The 16,682-nt window shown below is 73.6% G+C and carries 14 protein-coding genes; 5 read left to right on the plus strand and 9 right to left on the minus strand.

Going from position 1 to position 16,682, the window contains the following annotated elements:
* The first annotated feature begins 117 nt into the window (after nt 1-117).
* Nucleotides 118-1,389: a PP2C family protein-serine/threonine phosphatase gene (locus SM452_RS26450; protein WP_463840930.1), complete on the plus strand. Its 1,272-nt coding sequence runs from the start codon at nt 118-120 to the stop codon at nt 1,387-1,389.
* On the opposite strand, the gene SM452_RS26455 is transcribed toward SM452_RS26450, so the two are convergent.
* Nucleotides 1,372-1,722, minus strand: coding sequence for an STAS domain-containing protein (locus SM452_RS26455; RefSeq protein WP_463840931.1), 351 nt, complete (start codon nt 1,720-1,722; stop codon nt 1,372-1,374). The genes SM452_RS26450 and SM452_RS26455 overlap by 18 nt on opposite strands.
* A gap of 83 nt (nt 1,723-1,805) precedes the next feature.
* Entirely contained in the window at nt 1,806-3,083 is a 1,278-nt protein-coding gene (locus SM452_RS26460; protein ID WP_463840932.1) for an MFS transporter, read from the minus strand.
* A 108-nt stretch (nt 3,084-3,191) separates the two neighbouring features.
* On the opposite strand from SM452_RS26460, the gene pdxR reads away from it, so the two are divergent.
* From pdxR to SM452_RS26480, 4 genes are all read left to right on the plus strand, one after another.
* The gene (gene pdxR, locus SM452_RS26465; RefSeq protein ID WP_463840933.1) at nt 3,192-4,610 is read left to right on the plus strand and encodes a MocR-like pyridoxine biosynthesis transcription factor PdxR; all 1,419 of its coding nucleotides are present in this window, start codon (nt 3,192-3,194) and stop codon (nt 4,608-4,610) included.
* An 88-nt stretch (nt 4,611-4,698) separates the two neighbouring features.
* Nucleotides 4,699-5,208, plus strand: a complete 510-nt coding sequence (locus SM452_RS26470; RefSeq protein WP_463840934.1) for a SigE family RNA polymerase sigma factor — start codon at nt 4,699-4,701, stop codon at nt 5,206-5,208.
* Nucleotides 5,205-6,041, plus strand: coding sequence for a hypothetical protein (locus tag SM452_RS26475; RefSeq protein WP_463840935.1), 837 nt, complete (start codon nt 5,205-5,207; stop codon nt 6,039-6,041). Before SM452_RS26470 ends, SM452_RS26475 begins: the two co-directional genes overlap by 4 nt.
* 36 nt (nt 6,042-6,077) lie before the next feature.
* The gene (locus SM452_RS26480) at nt 6,078-7,661 is read left to right on the plus strand and encodes a DUF4139 domain-containing protein (RefSeq protein WP_463840936.1); all 1,584 of its coding nucleotides are present in this window, start codon (nt 6,078-6,080) and stop codon (nt 7,659-7,661) included.
* 49 nt (nt 7,662-7,710) lie between these two features.
* On the opposite strand, the gene SM452_RS26485 is transcribed toward SM452_RS26480, so the two are convergent.
* The 7 genes from SM452_RS26485 to kdpB all read right to left on the minus strand — a co-directional run bounded on the left by SM452_RS26485 (nt 7,711) and on the right by kdpB (nt 16,675).
* Complete coding sequence (locus SM452_RS26485; RefSeq protein ID WP_174533488.1) at nt 7,711-7,980, minus strand: GlsB/YeaQ/YmgE family stress response membrane protein; 270 nt, start codon at nt 7,978-7,980, stop codon at nt 7,711-7,713.
* A gap of 111 nt (nt 7,981-8,091) precedes the next feature.
* Nucleotides 8,092-9,033 (minus strand): ion transporter, encoded by a 942-nt coding sequence (locus tag SM452_RS26490; protein ID WP_355510429.1) that lies wholly within the window; start codon nt 9,031-9,033, stop codon nt 8,092-8,094.
* A gap of 117 nt (nt 9,034-9,150) precedes the next feature.
* On the minus strand, nt 9,151-10,257 hold the full coding sequence (locus SM452_RS26495; protein ID WP_262015928.1) for a magnesium and cobalt transport protein CorA: 1,107 nt from the start codon (nt 10,255-10,257) through the stop codon (nt 9,151-9,153).
* A gap of 58 nt (nt 10,258-10,315) precedes the next feature.
* Nucleotides 10,316-10,996, minus strand: coding sequence for a response regulator (locus tag SM452_RS26500; RefSeq protein ID WP_262015927.1), 681 nt, complete (start codon nt 10,994-10,996; stop codon nt 10,316-10,318).
* Nucleotides 10,993-13,539 carry a sensor histidine kinase gene (locus tag SM452_RS26505; protein ID WP_463840937.1) on the minus strand — a complete coding sequence of 849 codons (2,547 nt, stop codon included), beginning with the start codon at nt 13,537-13,539 and terminating at the stop codon, nt 10,993-10,995. Before SM452_RS26505 ends, SM452_RS26500 begins: the two co-directional genes overlap by 4 nt.
* Nucleotides 13,540-13,610: 71 nt before the next feature.
* Nucleotides 13,611-14,492: a potassium-transporting ATPase subunit C gene (locus SM452_RS26510; RefSeq protein ID WP_355510325.1), complete on the minus strand. Its 882-nt coding sequence runs from the start codon at nt 14,490-14,492 to the stop codon at nt 13,611-13,613.
* Nucleotides 14,492-16,675 carry a potassium-transporting ATPase subunit KdpB gene (kdpB, locus tag SM452_RS26515; RefSeq protein ID WP_355510328.1) on the minus strand — a complete coding sequence of 728 codons (2,184 nt, stop codon included), beginning with the start codon at nt 16,673-16,675 and terminating at the stop codon, nt 14,492-14,494. The genes SM452_RS26510 and kdpB overlap by 1 nt, the downstream gene beginning before the upstream one ends.
* Nucleotides 16,676-16,682 lie beyond the last annotated feature (7 nt).

Raw genomic sequence — 16,682 nt, forward strand, 5'->3', positions numbered from 1 at the left:
CCGCCACTATTCGGTAGTTGCCAACTATATGCAATAACCTCTGATCGATGACCGCGCCCCGCCGCCCCCGGTGTCGCTCGCGAGGCGGCCGTCCGGCGGGCTGAATATGCTCACGAGGTGAAGGAGAGCGAGCAGGCGATGCTGGCCGAGATGTTGCAGTCGGCCGAGGACGCCGCCCCGGTGGAGGCGGTCGAGGCCGTCACCGGCGTCATCGCCACGGCGCTGAACGCGCTCGGCGTCTCGCTGCTGATCGCCGACCTCAGCGGCCGTGCGCTGGTCCGGCTGACCCACCAGCCGGCCGGTGGCGGTCCCGGCCGGCGCCACGACGAGGAGGACGCCGAGGTCCTCCCCTTCGACGGTGGGCCCTACGAGCAGGCACTACGTCAGCAGGCCCCGGCGGTCATCCCCGGCGACGGCACCTGGACCGTGCTGGCGCCGGTCACCGACCGCGGTGAGGCGATCGGCCTGCTGGAGATCGACCTGCCCGACGAGCCGGACGACGACGTGGTGGGCCGGATCGCCCGCACCGCGCTCGCGCTGGCGTTCGTGGTCATCGCCAACCGCAGGCACACCGACCTGTTCGAGTGGGGGCAGCGCACCACACCGTTCAGCCTCTCCGCCGAGATCCAGCGTCGCCTGCTGCCCGCCTCGTTCACCTGCGAGGCCAACTCCTTCGCCCTCTCCGGGTGGCTGGAACCCGCGGCGAGCGTCGGCGGGGACACCTTCGACTACACCCTGGCACGAGACGTCCTGCATCTCAGCGTCACCGACGCCATGGGCCACGGCGTGGCGAGCGCGCTCACCGCCACCCTCGGCGTCGGCAGCCTGCGCAACACACGGCGGCGCGGCAGCAGCCTGATCGTCCAGGCCGAGGAGGCCAACCGGGCCGTCGCGGAGCACGCCAACGTACGCGGCGCGTACCTCACCGCCGTGCTGGGCCGCATCGACCTGACCACCGGTCGCTGCGAACTGCTGAACGCCGGGCACGTACCGCCGATACTGGTCCGGGACGGCCGGGTCGCACCGGTGGACCTGCCGGGCAACTTCCCGCTCGGCATGTTCCCCGACGAGGGCTACCGCAGCGCGGAGCTGCCACTGCGGCCCGGCGACCGGCTGGTGGTGGTCACCGACGGCATGCGCGAACGCAACGCGGCCGACCTCGATCTGCCCGCCGCCCTGCCCCGTCTCGCCGACCTGCACCCCCGCGAGGCGGTCCGGGCGCTGTCCGACGCGATGCTGGAGATCGCCGGGCCGGCTCTGGCCGACGACGCCACGCTGCTCGTCGTCGACTGGTACGGCGACCACGGGCCACGGCGCAGCACCGCCGGCGCCGACCTCACCCGCACCAGCGATCGCCCCGGCGAGGAGCGCTCACGGCACCAGCGGTGACGCGTCCTCCGCCTCCGGCACGGTGTCGAACAGCGGGATCACGCGGTCCACCGAGGTGATCGAGAAGACTCTGCGCACGGACGGGCGGACTCCGGCCAGGCCCAGCCAGCCGTCGCGCTCGCGCAGGCTCTTGTAGCCGACCACGAGCGCGCCCAGGCCACTGGAATCCATGAATCCGACGCCGGTCAGGTCGACGACGACGACCCGGGCGCCGCCCTCCGTGAGCTCGTGCAGCCGGTCGCGCAACTGCGGAGTGGTGCTCATGTCCAGGTCGCCGACGACTTCGATCACCGCGCCGACATGCCCCTGTCTGCTCGTCGCCGAGAACTCCACCACTCCCCCTCAACCGCGTACCTCGCTACCCGACACCGTGCCAGAAACCGGCCCCTACCGCCTCCCGTGGGGCGTACGCCAGCTCAGCGGTCTTCCCGGGACGTGGTGGACGACACCTCGGTGCCGGTCCGCCGCACCGGAGCGGGAATCCGCAGCTCGGCGACGGCCCGACGGCGCTCGGCGAGGCGTACCGCCGGACGCATGGCCAGGCCCGCGACCACGAACAGCCCGCCGAGCACCAGCCAGCCCGGCGTGCCCCAGCCGAGCAGCAGCGAGGTCAGCAGCACCGGGCCGAGCATCCGGGCGAGCTGCGGCGCCATGCCGAAGAAGCCCTGGTACTGCCCCTGCCGGTCGGGGCGGGCCAGGGTGAAGCCGACCTCCCAGCCGCTGGCCGCCTGCACCATCTCGCCGAACACCTGCGCCAGTGCCGCGCCCAGCAGCACCGCCGAGGCCACCAACGCGCCGCCGACCATCCCGGACACCGCGTACGCGCCGCAGGCGACAAGCAGCACCCAACCGGCGTGCCCGCTGGCCCGCGCCGCCGTGCCCGGATCGGTCACCCGGCGGGCCACCCGGACCTGCCACAGCACCACGCACAGCATGTTCACGGTGAGCACGATCGCGCCCATCGGCGCCGGGGCGTCGGTCCGTTCCGCGATCCACAGTGGCAACGCCAGGCTGAGCAGCGGCATGTTCAGGCACATCACCGCGTTCAGCAGCGTGATCAGCGCGTACGGGCGGTCGCGCAGCACGGCCAGCCGTCCCGGCTCGGGTCCGGCCGGAACCGGCGCCGCCGCCTCGGGCAGCCGGCGCACCAGCAGGGCGGCGGCCAGGAAGCTCACCGCGTCGAGCGCGAAGGCGGACAGGTACGCCGGGTGGCTGTCCGCCCAGAGCACGAGCGCGCCCAGCCCGGCCCCGGCGGCCAGGCCGGCGTTCGAGACCGACTGCAACCGGGCCCGTACCGCCGTGCGCCGCGTGCGCTCGATCAGCCCGACCAGCAGTGCCTGCCGGCTGGCGGTGAGCCCGGCCTGGCAGGCGGCGTAGCAACAGGCGAGCAGCACGAACAGCGGGAAGGAACGGATCACGAGGAAGCCGCTGAGTGCGGCGGCGGTGGCGACGGCGAAGACGACTGTCATCCGCCGCGCACCGTAGCGGTCTGCCGACTGGCCGGCGGGCACCCCGGCGAGGATGCCCGTCGACCAGCCCACGGTGAGGGCGATCCCGACCTGCGCCGGGGAGAGCCCGACCACCCGGATGAAGAACAGCGCCGAGCAGGCGTAGAACGCGCCGTCACCCACCGAGTTCGCGAGCTGGGCCAGGGCCAGCACCCGGACCCGGCGGCCGGTGTCGACATCGGTCATTGCTCGTCCCCCGTTCGCCGTGCTCCTTCCTCCATCCAAGACCTGCGGATTGGCTCGCAGAAGCGCCGATTCCGGGCGATGTGATTGGGCCAATGTAGTGTCGTCGCCGTGGATGTCCACGTCAGCCTGGCCGGTCCCGGCGACCGCGCCACCCGGATCCACAGGCAGTTGCTGGAGGCGATCCTGGACGGCCGGCTGCGGCCCGGCGAGCGGCTTCCACCCACCCGCGAACTGGCCCGGCGGCTCGACGTCTCCCGCAACACGGTCGCCGTCGCCTACGAGCGGCTGACCGCCGAGGGCCTGCTCACCGCCCGGGTCGGCGCGGGGACGTTCGTCGCCGGCGAGCCGGTCGCCCGCGCCCGGCCCCGTCCCGCGCCGGCCGGTGGGGTACGCCCCCGCGCGTTCTGGGCGTCCGCCGAGCCGGCGCCCACCGCCGCGCCCCGGCCGGGCCACGACTTCCGGGCCGGCACCCCTGATACCGGGCTGTTCCCGCTGGCCACCTGGCGGCGGCTGGTCGCCGGGGAACTGCGTACCGCGACGATCCGGGGCGGCTACGCCGACCCGGCCGGGCACCGGGGCCTCCGTACCGCCGTCGCCCGGTACGTGGGTCTCGCCCGCGCGGTACGGGCCGGGCCCGACGACGTCGTCGTCACCCACGGCGCGCAGCAGGCGCTGGACCTGATCGCCCGGGTGATGCTCGAACCGGGCGACCGGGTGGCCGTCGAGGATCCCGGCTATCCCCCGGCCCGGCGGCTGTTCGCCGGCCACGGCGCGCGGGTCGTGCCGGTGCCGGTCGACGACGAGGGCATCGACGTACGCGCGCTACCAGGCGACGCGCGGCTGGTCTACGTCACCCCGTCCCACCAGTTCCCGCTGGGCGTCCGGATGTCGCCGGCCCGCCGGGCGGCGCTGCTGGACTGGGCGACGACCCGGGACGCGGTGATCGTCGAGGACGACTACGACACCGAGTTCCGCTTCTCGGCACGACCGCTGGACCCGTTGCAGACGCTGGACCGGGCCGGGAAGGTGGTCTACGTCGGCACGTTCTCCAAGACCCTGCTGCCCATGCTGCGCCTCGGGTACCTGGTCGCCCCCGCCTCGCTGCGCCCGGCGCTGCTGGCCGCCCGGCAGCTCACCGACTGGCACGGCGACCACACCACGCAGGCCGCGCTGGCCCGGTTCATCGACTCCGGCGAACTGGCCCGGCACATCCGCAAGGCGACCCGGGTGTACGCCGAGCGGCGCGACCTGATCGACGCCGCGCTGCGCTCCGACCTCGCCGGCTGGCTCGACCCGGTGCCGTCCACAGCGGGCCTGCACCTGTGCGCGCGGCTGCGCCCGGAGGCCGGCGTCGACTTGCCGGCCGTCGTCGCCCGGGCGGCCGAGGCCGGCGTCACCGTACGCGAGATCGCCGGCTACCAGGCGGGGCCGCCCGGCCCGGCCGGTCTGGTGCTCGGCTACGGCGCCGTCGCCACCGCCGACGTACCCGAAGGGCTCCGGTTGCTCGCGCGGAGCTTCCGCGGCTGACCGGCGGCGGCGCAGATTCGCCTCGCCCTCCGAGCAACCCCGGGAGCCACACATGGCGTGACTATCCCGAATCCGATCGGAGGTCCGAATGAGTGATCGCGACACGGCGTTCGCGGAGTACTTCTCGGCGAGGCACCACGCCATGCGCGCCACCGCGTATCTGCTCTGCGGTGACTGGCACCGCGCGGAGGACCTGGTCCAGACCGGGTTCACCAAGCTGTACCTGGTCTGGAACCGGATCGCCCGGCACGAGGCGCTCGACCCCTACCTGCGCCAGATCATCGTGAGGTCCTTCCTCGACGAACGGCGGCGGGGCTGGTGGCGACGGGAACGGGTGGGCACGCCCGACGCCGATCCGCCGGTGCCGGCGAGTCCGCACGAGGACCGGCTCGTGCTGCTCCAGGCGCTGGCCGCCGTACCGCCCCGGCAGCGGGCCGTCCTGGTCCTCCGCTACTGGGAGGACCTGCCGATCGACGAGGTGGCAGCGCTGCTGAACTGCTCGCCGGGAACGGTGAAGAGCCAGTCCGCCCGCGGACTGGACACGTTGCGCGGCCTCCTGTCACCCATGCACTCGACGAGCGAGAAGGGGCAACGATGAACGGAGACCAGCTGCGCGAGGCGCTTCGCGACGAGATGCGCGGCGTCGCCGCGCCACCGCGACCGAGCACGGACGCCATGCTCCGGACCGCGCGGCGGGCCCGCAACCGGCGCCGGGCCGTCCAGGCGTGCGCCGGGTCGGCGACGGCCGTACTCGCCGTCGTGGGTGTCGTGGCCCTCGCCACCCCCGACGGCGGCGACCGGCGCCCGCCGGCCGCGCTGCCGCAGGCCGCCCCGCCGCCGTCGGCGGACACGAGCGCCGAGCCGATGCCGACCGGGCCCGACGGCCTGCCGCAGGAGGACCGCACCGCGCGGGCGGGCACCCGGTACGACCAGGCCGCCCTGCTGCTCGACCGGCTCGTCACAGTGGTGCCCGCCGGCTACACCGCCGAGAAGACCGTCTCCACCGAGACCGGGAAGGAGACGCTCGGCACCCATCAGGCGGACTTCACCGGACGGGCAGGCGGCGTCGAGCTGTGGAGCTACCTGGCCTCGGTCGACGTGGCGAAGGGGACGTGGAAGGGGCGCCTGCTCACCGAGGTGCACACCGCGGGCAACCTGCTGCCGTCCGAACCGTGCGCCCTGGCACGCGAGTTCTGGGGCATGGGGGGCGAGTGCCAGCCGGTGACGGTCGGCGACGCGACTGTGGGCGTGGTGGTCCGGCCCGGCTCGGACGACCGGTTCGACCAGTGGGCCGCCTACCGGCACCCCGACGGCGTGGTGGTCTTCGTCGCGCAGGGCGCGTACGACAGGCAGGCGCCCGCGTCCCCGCTGCCGTTCACCGCGCGCGACCTGGCCGCTGTCGCCGTCGACGAGCGGCTCCATCTGCGGTAGCGCTGCCGCGGGCGCGGCTGAACTACCCTCGCCGCCGTGGACACAGTGGAGATCGATGCGCCCGTCGCCGGCGTGACCGTCTACCCGGACCGCGCCCGGGTCACCCGCCGCGGCCGCGTCCGGCTGACCGCCGGCGACCACCGGGTACGCGTCGCCCCGCTCCCGCTGGGCCTGCGCCGGGACTCGATCCGGGTGGGTGGCCGGGGCGCGGTGACGGTGCTCGGGGTGGACGTGGCCGCGTGGCGGCAGGCCCGCAGCACCGACGCCCAGGTCGTCGAGCTGGAACGGCGGCGGCGCGACCTGGCCGACGAGCTGGCCGAGGTCGGCGACACCGACGCGATCGAGGACCAGCGCGGCGATTTCCTCACCCGGCTGGCCGAGCGCGCGGGTGGCACGTACGCCCGGGCGCTGGCCGCCGGTGACGCGGCCCCGGCCGACGTCGCGGCCTTCACCGACTCGGTGGCCGGTCAGCTCGCCGAGTCCCGGGCCCGGCGGCGCGGGCTGACCCGGCGCCGCGCCGAGCTGGCGGAGGAGCTGGCCGCCGTCGACCGGGAGCTGGACGCGGCGCGCGGCAAGCGGGAGCCGGACCGGCTGGCCGCCGAGGTGTCCGTCTCGGTGGACGCCGACGAGACCGAGGTGGAGCTGGAGCTGACGTACCTGGTGGACGGCGCCCGCTGGACGCCCTCCTACGACCTGCGGCTGGTCGAGGACACCATGACCGTCACCTGGTTCGGGCTGGTCAGCCAGGGCACCGGGGAGGACTGGCCGGAGTGCGACCTCCAGCTCTCCACCGCCCGGCCGGCGGCGGCGAGCGGCGTACCCGAATTGTCGCCCTGGTATCTCGACCGGTTCCGGCCGGAACCGCCGATGGCCGTGTCGGCCGCGTCGTTCGGCGGCATGGCGCCGCCCCCGGCGCCCGGCGCGGCGCCGGCGGGCCGTCCCCGCGCGGCGCGGGCCGCGGCGCCGGCGGTGCGGGAGAGCGTCGCCGAGGTGGAGCAGGGCGTGACGGCGGCCACCTACCGGCCCGCGCGGCCGGTAGCGGTTCCCGCGGACGGCGGTGCGCACCGGGTGACGATCGCGGTGCTGGAGCTGCCGACCCGGCTGGACCACGTGAGCGTGCCGGTGCGTGCCGCCGAGGCGCACCTGCGGGCCACGGTCCGCAACACCTCGGACCACACGCTGCTGCCCGGCCCGGCGTCGGTCTTCCACGGCGCCGATTTCGTGGCGGCGACGCGGCTGAAGACGTGGGCGCCGGGCGAGGAGACCGAGCTGGCGCTCGGAGTGGACGACCGGCTGCGGGTGGAGCGGAAGCTGTCCCGGCGCACCGAGAGCAAGGCCACGCTCGGGTCGACGCGGCGGCGGGAGGTGGAGTACCGGATCACTGTGGCGAACCACACGCCCCGGCCGGCCACTGTGGAGGTGCGGGATCAGCTGCCGGTGTCCCGCGACGAGGCGGTGGTGGTACGCGAGACCGCGCTGACGCCGCCACCGGCCGAGCGTACGGAGCTGGGCGAGCTGACGTGGCGGCTGTCGCTGGCGCCGGGTGAGAGCGGCGAGATCGCCCTGGGCTTCCGGGTGGAGCTGGCGAAGGGCGTCGAGCTGACCGGCTGGCGGGAGTGACACGCCGGGGCCGCTTCCGCGACGTGCGGAAGCGGCCCCGGCGGGTGCCTCAGATGCGGCGGCGTCCGTAGAGGCCGGCGAAGACGGCGACACCGATGGCGGCGAAGCCGACCTGGAGCGCCAGCTCGATCCAGTCGATGCCGGGGGTGTCGTCGACGCCGAACGCGCCGGCCACCAGCGTGCCGACGAACGCGGCGACCACACCGATGAGCAGGGTCAGCCAGATCGGGATGTTCTGCTTGCCCGGCACCACCAGGCGCCCGAGCGCACCGATGATGAGACCGATGATGAGCGCGGTGAAGAAGCCCGTGATCTCCACGAGAGGCGTCCCTTCCCTCAAATGTGTTGGCGTCAGCCTGGTTGCCCCGATCAACCAGTCGGCCAAACCCGGGAACCGCTTTCGTCACGGAACTGTCATGACCGCCCCTGATCAGTGGTCCGAGGGCTGCCGGCGGCGCGGCGCGCCGGGCGGCTCCTCCCGCTCGATGCGCAGTTCCCGCTCCAACTCGGCGATCACCATGCGCAGGTCGTCCAGGCGCTGGCTGATCGCGATCCGGTCCACCTCGTCCGGAATCCCGTCCCCGTCGGAGTCGTAGTCGGACGCCAGCCCCTCGGTCATCTCAAGCCGGCGCGCCTCCTCCATCGAGTTGACGATGACGGCGATGAGGATGTTCAGCAGGAGGTTTACCGCGATCATCACGAAGCTGACGTAGTAGAGCAGCGTCCACGGCGACACCTCCAGACCCTGTTCCAGCAGGTCCGGCAGCGTCTCCAGGGACAGCAGCACGAACAGCGTGACAAGCGAACGGCCGATGTCGCCGTACTGCTCGGGGTAGCGGTCGCCGAAGATCAGCCAGCCGGCCATGCCGTACACGTAGAGCGTGACGGCGGCGAGCGCGAGGAAACCCGCGACGCCTGGGAGGCTGCGCCACAGTGCTGCGACGATGGTCCGCAGGCCGGGTGAGAAGCGCACCAGACGCAGTACCCGGGCGACCCGGATGAACCGCAGTACGGCCGAGTCGCCGTGCAGGCCCGGGACGAATATGGCCGCCGTCACCAGCAGGTCGAAGACGTTCCAGCCGTGCCGGAAGAAGTCCTGCGGGCGGCGGCCGTACGCGAGCACCCGGATGGTGATCTCCACGACGAAGACCGCCCGGAACATCCACTCCGTCCACCGCAGCACCGGCCCGGCCGCGCCGAGGTTCGGGTACGTCTCGATGCCCAGCACCACGCCGTTGGCCATGATGAGCACCACGATGGCCACCTCGAACGGCCGGGACGCGACGATCCGGGCACAGTGGCCGGCCAGCCCGCGCTTTCCGTCACTGGTCCGGCGCCCGCCGCGCGGTGCCGGAACCGTGTCCCCGATCAGCGTTCCGCTCCGGAGGGCCGGAACCGGACGACGCGCGCACGACGGGGGGTAGCCACCCGGACACTTTAGTGGATCAACGAAGGCGTGCGGCTGCGGCCGAGACGCGCACGGCCCGGCTCAGAGCCAGCCGCGGCGTTTGAACAGCAGGTAGAGCGCGCCGCAGACGGCGAGCATCAGGGTGACCGCGAACAGGTAGCCGTACCGCCAGTCCAGCTCCGGCATGTGGGTGAAGTTCATCCCGTAGACGGTGCCGATCAGGGTGGGCGCGAACAGGATGGCCGCCCACGCGGAGACCCGTTTGATCTCCTCGTTCTGCTCGAAGCTGGCCGCGGTCAGGCTGCGCATCTCCTCGTTCTGCGCCTGCGACACCAGCGTGGCGTTGACGGTGAGGATGTTCTGGAGCAGGTGCCGGAACCCGTCCACCCGCTCCACCACCTGGGTCAGGTGGTCGGCCACGTCGCGCAGCCGCCGGCGCAGTTCCTCGTCCGTGCCGTACCTGTCGAAGCCGTGCGTGAGCGCGTCGACCACCTTCAGCAGCGGCCGGGCGGCCCGCTGGAACTGGATCACCTCGCGGCTCAGCTCGTAGATGCGGCGGCTGGCGTTCGGGTCGCCGCCGAACACCTCGGTCTCGATCTCGTCGATGTCGTTCTCCAGCCCGGCCACCACCGGCGCGTAGCCGTCCACCACCCGGTCGAGTACGGCGTAGAGCACTGCTTCCGGGCCGAGCGCGAGCACCTCGGGTTCGGCCTCCAGCCGCCGCCGCACGCCGGCCAGGTCGGGCGTGCCGCCGTGCCGCACGGTGATCACGAAACCGGGGCCGAGGAACAGGTGCAGTTCGGCGAACTCGACCGCGTCCCGGGCGTCCAGGTAGCGGGCGGCGCGCAGCACCACGAACAGGGTGTCGCCGTAGCGTTCCAGCTTGGGACGCTGGTGGGCGTTGATCGCGTCCTCGACGGCCAGGTCGGGAAGCTGGAACTCGGCGGCGACCGAGGCCACCTCCTCCCGGCCCGGCCGGCGCAGCCCGATCCAGGCCATCGCGTCGTCGAGCTGTTGCAGGCAGCGGAACGTGTCGGCGAGGCTCACAGGTGACGCCCGGCGTACGCCGCCGACGTAGACGCCGCTGTCGACCAGCCCGTCGGGTCGCTCCGGCTCGGCCGCGCCCGCATCGATGGCGTGCTCGTCGAGGCGGCGGCCGAACCCCTCCGAGGACCGGTTGTCCGCCATGCCCCTCCCCCGCTGCTCGGCCGGCTCGCCGAATCCCCCGCCGGGGCTCGCGCAAACGTCAGGGGCGGTAGCGGTAGCCCATGCCCGGTTCGGTGATCAGGTGCCGGGGCCGGGCCGGGTCGTCCTCCAGCTTGCGGCGCAACTGGGCCATGTACTGCCGCAGGTAGTTCGTCTCGTGGTGGTACTCCGGTCCCCACACGTCGTGCAGCAACTGGCGCTGGCTGACCAGCTTGCCCGGGTTGCGCAGCAGCTTCTCCAGCATGGCCCACTGGGTGGGGGTGAGCTTGACCTCGACGCCGTCGTCCCGGGTGACGGTCCGGTCGGCCAGGTCGACGGTGTTGCGGCCGATCCGCAGCGCGGGCACGGCGGGCGAGGCGGGGGCGAGCCGCCGGGTCACCGCCCGGATGCGGGCGAGCAGCTCGTCCACGCCGAACGGCTTGGTCACGTAGTCGTCGGCGCCCGCGTCGAGCGCGGACACCTTGTCCTCGCTGCCGGCCCGCCCGGACAGCACGATGATCGGCACGGCGGTCCAGCCGCGCAGGCCCCGGATGACGTCGGTGCCGTCCAGGTCGGGCAGGCCGAGGTCGAGCACCACCAGATCCGGCGGGTGTGCGGCGGCGGCCTTGAGCGCGGCGGCGCCGCTGTCTGCGACCTCGACGTCGTAGCCCCGGGCGCGCAGGTTGATCCGCAGCGCGCGCAGGATCTGCGGCTCGTCGTCGACGACCAGGATGCGGGTCATTCCTGCGGCCCCTCCGGCTGGGTGGCGGCCGGCAGCCGCAGCACCATGGTGAGACCGCCACCGGGCGTGGTCTCCGGGGTGATGCTGCCACCCATCGCCTCGGCGAGTCCCCGGGACAGCGCCAGCCCCAGGCCCACCCCGGTCTGGTTGTCCCGGTCGCCGAGGCGCTGGAACGGCAGGAAGACGTGCTCCCACTGGTCCTCCGGGATGCCCGGCCCGGTGTCGATCACCCGCAGCTCGACCTGTCCGGCGTGCGCGCTGCCGGTGATCGTCGGCGGCCGGCCGGGCGGGCTGTGCCGCAGCGCGTTCGCCACGATGTTGACGAGCACCCGCTCCAGCAGGCCCGGGTCGGCGAGCGCCGCCGGCAGGTCGGCCGGGATGTCCGTGGTCACCTCGGCCGCCGCCGGGCCCAGTTCGTCGAGGGCCAGGGGTACGGCGTCCTCCAGCCCGATCGCGGTGGCGCTCACGCCCAGCGCGCCGGCCTGCAACCGGCTCATGTCGAGCAGGTTCGCCACCAGCCGGCCCAGCCGGTCCAGCGACTCGTCGGCGGTGGCGAGCAGTTCCTCCCGGTCGTCCGCGTCGAACTCGACGTCGTGGCTGCGCAGGCTGCTCACCGCCGCCTTCGCCGACGCCAGCGGCGTACGCAGGTCGTGGCTGACCGCCGCGAGCAGCGCGGTCCGCATCCGGTCGGCGGCGGCCAGCGGACGGGCGGTGGCGGCCTCCTCGGCCAGCCGTTCCTGGCGCAGCGCGACGGCGGCCTGCGCGGCGAACGCCTCGACCACCCGCCGGTCGGCCGCCTCCAGCCGCCGGCCGGCGAGCACCACGCTGAGCCGGTCGTCCACCGGCACCACGGTCTCGCCCGCGCCCGGGCTACCCGGCGGCCGCTCGCCGACGCTCGCCACCACCCGCCAGGCGTCCGCCCCTCGGGCGCGCGCCGGGCGTCCGCCGGCCTCGTCGGTCAGCTCCAGCACGCTCACCGCGCGCAGCCCGAACGTCTCCCGCAGCCGGTCCAGCAGCGCGGGCAGCGGCCGCTCGCCGCGCAGCACGCTTCCCGCCACGGTGGCCAGGGTCTGCGCGTCGGCGGAGGCCCGGGCCGCCTCCCGGGTACGCCGCGCCGCCACGTCGACCACCCAGCTCACCGCGATGGCGACGCCGACGAACACTCCGAGGGCGAGCAGGTTGTCCGCCTCGGCGATGGTCAGCGTCCGGTACGGCGGGGTGAAGAACCAGTTGAGCAGCAGCGAGCCGCCGAGCGCGGCGACCAGCGCGGGCCACAGTCCGCCGACCAGCGCCACGCCCACGACACCGGCGAGGAACAGCAGGATGTCGTTCGTCAGGGTGAGGTCGGGCAGCGTCCGCAGCACGAGCGTGAGCAGCGGCATGCCGAGCACCGCGAGCGCGTACCCGATCAGCCGCCGGCGTCGCGACAGCGCGGCGGGCACCGACGTGCCCCGGCGCCCGCGGCCCGCCTCGGGGTGGGTGACCAGGTGCACGTCGATCGGGCCGGACAGCGCGGTGGTGGTCACGCCGACGCCCCTGGCGAACACCTGCGCGAACCGGCCCCGGCGGCTCGCGCCGAGCACGAGCTGGGTGGCGTTGACGCCCCGCGCGAAGTCGAGCAGCGACGCCGGGATGTCGGTGCCGAGCACCTGGTGATACGTGCCGCCGAGGCTCTCCACCAGCACCCGCTGCCGGGCCAGCTGGGCCGGGTCGGCGCCGGCGAGCCCGTCGCTGCGGGCCACGTGCACGGCGAGCAGGTCGGCGCCCTTGCTGCGGGCGGCGATCCGGGCGGCCCGGCGGATCAGCGTCTCGCCCTCCGGGCCGCCGGTCAGCGCGACGACCACCCGTTCCCGCGCCTCCCAGGTGTCGGAGATGCCCTGCTGGGCCCGGTACGCGTCGAGCTGCTCGTCGACCTTGTCGGCCAGCCAGAGCAGCGCCAGTTCGCGCAGCGCGGTGAGGTTGCCGACCCGGAAGTAGTTGCCGAGCGCGGCGTCGATCTTGTCGGGCCGGTAGATGTTGCCGTGCGCCATCCGCCGGCGCAGCGCCTCCGGCGTCATGTCCACCAGCTCGACCTGCTCGGCGGCCCGGACCACCTGGTCCGGCACCGTCTCCCGCTGGGTGGTGCCGGTGATCTGCGCGACCACGTCGTTCAGCGACTCCAGGTGCTGCACGTTGACCGTGCTGAGCACGCTGATCCCGGCGTCGAGCAGCTCCTGCACGTCCTGCCAGCGCTTCTCGTGACGGGAGCCGGGCACGTTCGTGTGGGCCAGCTCGTCCACCACGACCACCTCGGGCCGCCGGGCCAGCACCGCGTCCAGGTCCATCTCGGTGAACTCGACGCCCCGGTACGTCATCGACCGGCGCGGCACCACCTCCAGGTCGCCGATCATCTCGGCGGTGTGCCGGCGGCCATGCGTCTCGACCAGGCCGATCACCACGTCGGTGCCGCGCTCGGCCCGGCGCTGGGCCTCCTCGAGCACGGCGTACGTCTTCCCGACGCCCGGGGCGGCCCCGAGGTAGATCCGCAGTTCACCCCTGCCCACAGCGTCCATCCTCCCTGACCGGCCGGGAGCGGCCCCGGGTCTTCCCCGGGGCCGCTCCGGTCGCTGTCGCGTCAGCGTGCCGGGAACGCCTCGTCCAGCGCCAGATTGAGTTCAAGCACGTTCACACCGGGCTCGCCCATGAAGCCCAGCGCCCGGCCGGTGGTGTGCTCGGCGACCAGCCGCCGTACCGCCGCCGGGTCCGCGCCGCGCTCCCGCGCCACCCGGGCCACCTGGATCCGGGCGTACGCCGGGGAGATGTGCGGGTCGAGGCCGCTGCCACTTGCGGTGACCGCGTCGGCCGGCACGGCCGGGCGGGCCGGGGCGTCCCCGCGTACCGGGGTGACGATGCCGCCCTCGGCCACGTAGTCGTGGCCGGGCTGGGCTGCCTCCACCGGCACGCCCTGCCAGGTGGTGACGAACGGCGTCGCGGGCGCGGCCTGGTTGACGCTCACCACGCGGGTGATCCGGCCGGTCAGCCCATCGGCGCGGAACACGGCCAGCACCGCGCCCACCCCGTCCGGGGTGCAGTACGGGCGCCGCCCGTCCACGCCGTCCAGTTCCCCGACCGCCTTGCTGCGGGCGCAGACCTGGGTGAGCAGGCTCTGCGCCGAGGTCTCCTCGTCGCCGGTGAGCGTGTCCACCACGCTCTCCGGGCCCAGGTTGCCCGCCGCGGTGGAGGTCGGGTCGTAGCCGTCCCCGGCGGCCGACGGGCGGGACTGGAAGTAGCGCGGGATCGGGTTGCCGTCCGCGTCGGTGAACGACTGGCCGATCAGCGAGCTGCCGACGGTCCGGCCGCCGACGGTGAGCAGTGAGCCGTCCGCCCTGCCGTCGAGGCCGGGGAGCCGGCCGACGGCGACCAGGGCGAGCGGGTAGACCAGGCCGAGCAGCACGGTGAAGACGAGCACCGCGCGCAGGGCGGCCAGGTGCTGGGAGAGCCAACTGGGAAGGCGCATCACGAGATCCCCGGGACGAACTGGACGAGCAGGTCGATGAGCTTGATGCCGGCGAACGGCACCACGATGCCGCCGAGGCCGTAGAGCCACAGGTTGCGGCGCAGCAGCGTCGAGGCGCTGGCCGGGCGGTAGCGCACGCCGCGCAGGGCCAGCGGGATCAACGCCACGATGACAATCGCGTTGAAGACGACGGCGGAGAGGATCGCCGACTCGGGGCTGTCCAGGCGCATGATGTTGAGCCGGTCCAGCGACGGGTAGATGCCGGCGAACATGGCCGGGATGATCGCGAAGTACTTCGCGATGTCGTTGGCGATGCTGAACGTGGTCAGCGCACCCCGGGTGATCAGCAACTGCTTGCCGATCTCCACGATCTCGATCAGCTTGGTCGGGTCGGAGTCGAGGTCGACCATGTTGCCGGCCTCCTTCGCGGCCGACGTGCCGGTGTTCATGGCGACGCCGACGTCCGCCTGGGCCAGCGCGGGCGCGTCGTTCGTGCCGTCGCCGGTCATGGCGACGAGCCGGCCGCCCTCCTGCTCCTTCTTGATCAGCGCGAGCTTGTCCTCCGGCGTGGCCTCGGCGAGGAAGTCGTCCACGCCCGCCTCGTCGGCGATCGCCTTCGCGGTACGCGGGTTGTCACCGGTGATCATCACGGTGCGGATGCCCATCCGGCGCATCTCGTCGAAGCGCTCACGCATGCCGGCCTTCACCACGTCCTTGAGGTGGATGACGCCGAGCGCCCGGGCCGGTTCGCCGGCCACGTGCTCGGCCACCACGAGCGGCGTGCCGCCGGTGCCGCTGATCGCGTCGACCAGTTCACCCACCTGTTCGGTCGGGTGACCGCCGTTGTCGCGTACCCACTTCATCACCGCGGCGGCCGCACCCTTGCGGACGTGCCGGACGCCCCCGTCGGCGTCGAGGTCGACGCCGCTCATCCGGGTCTGCGCGGTGAACGGCACGAACGTGGCGTGCGGGATGAGGCCGGGCTCGCGCTCGCGCAGCCCGTACTCGTTCTTCGCGAGCACCACCACCGAGCGGCCCTCGGGGGTCTCGTCGGCCAGGCTGGACAGCTGCGCCGCGTCGGCGAGTGTGGCCGCGTCCACGCCGGTCACCGGCAGGAACTCGGCGGCCTGCCGGTTGCCGAGCGTGATCGTGCCGGTCTTGTCCAGCAGCAGCGTGTTGACGTCGCCCGCCGCCTCGACCGCCCGGCCGCTCATCGCCAGTACGTTGCGCTGCACGAGCCGGTCCATGCCGGCGATGCCGATCGCGGACAGCAGCGCGCCGATGGTGGTCGGGATGAGACAGACCAGAAGCGACACGAGGACGACGCCGGTGACGCCGGAGTCGGTGATCGCCGCGGTGTCCGGCGCGGCGGCCTGGTAGCCCTTCGCGAAGATCGCCATGGGCTGGAGCGTGACGACGGCGAGCAGGAAGATGATCGTCAGCGCGGCCAGCAGGATGTTCAGTGCGATCTCGTTCGGCGTCTTCTGCCGGTTGGCGCCCTCGACCAGCGCGATCATCCGGTCGATGAAGCTCTCGCCGGGCTTCTGGGTGATCCGGACGACGATCCGGTCGGAGAGGACCCGGGTGCCGCCGGTGACCGCGCTGCGGTCGCCGCCGGACTCCCGGATCACCGGGGCGGACTCGCCGGTGATCGCCGACTCGTCGACGCTGGCGATGCCCTCCACCACGTCGCCGTCGCCGGGGATGACCTGCCCGGCCTCGACCAGGACGACGTCGCCCTGCCGCAGTTGCGGCGCGGGCACCGCCTCGTCCCGGTACGCGTTCGCGGCGGCACCGGGCGTCCAGCCGACCAGGCGGGCGGCGATGGTGTCCTGCTTGGCCCGCCGCAGCGTGTCGGCCTGCGCCTTGCCGCGCCCTTCGGCGACCGCCTCGGCCAGGTTCGCGAAGATCACGGTGAGCCAGAGCCAGACGGTGATCGCGACCGCGAAGACGGACGGGTCGGCCACCGCGAGCACTGTGGTGAACAGCGCGCCGATCTCCACGATCAGCATCACCGGGTTGCGCCACAGGGTGCGCGGATCGAGCTTGCGCAGCGCGTCCGGCAGCGACCGGAGCAACTGGCGAGGGTCGAGCAGTCCGCCGCCGACCCGGCGGTCCGGCGTGCCGGGAGCCGCGGTGTCGCCGATGACCGGCGCGTCGGCGGTCTGCACAGGTGCTGTCATGTCCTTG

Source organism: Micromonospora sp. SYSU B005 (assembly GCF_055362685.1).

Bases quoted from the DNA above. Each gene is read 5' to 3' on its own strand.
- SM452_RS26510 (WP_355510325.1), bottom strand. From the start codon at position 14,492: ATGCGCCTTCCCAGTTGGCTCTCCCAGCACCTGGCCGCCCTGCGCGCG.
- SM452_RS26475 (WP_463840935.1), top strand. From the start codon at position 5,205: ATGAACGGAGACCAGCTGCGCGAGGCGCTTCGCGACGAGATGCGCGGC.
- kdpB (WP_355510328.1), bottom strand. From the start codon at position 16,675: ATGACAGCACCTGTGCAGACCGCCGACGCGCCGGTCATCGGCGACACC.
- SM452_RS26495 (WP_262015928.1), bottom strand. From the start codon at position 10,257: ATGGCGGACAACCGGTCCTCGGAGGGGTTCGGCCGCCGCCTCGACGAG.
- SM452_RS26460 (WP_463840932.1), bottom strand. From the start codon at position 3,083: ATGACCGATGTCGACACCGGCCGCCGGGTCCGGGTGCTGGCCCTGGCC.
- SM452_RS26500 (WP_262015927.1), bottom strand. From the start codon at position 10,996: ATGACCCGCATCCTGGTCGTCGACGACGAGCCGCAGATCCTGCGCGCG.
- SM452_RS26470 (WP_463840934.1), top strand. From the start codon at position 4,699: ATGAGTGATCGCGACACGGCGTTCGCGGAGTACTTCTCGGCGAGGCAC.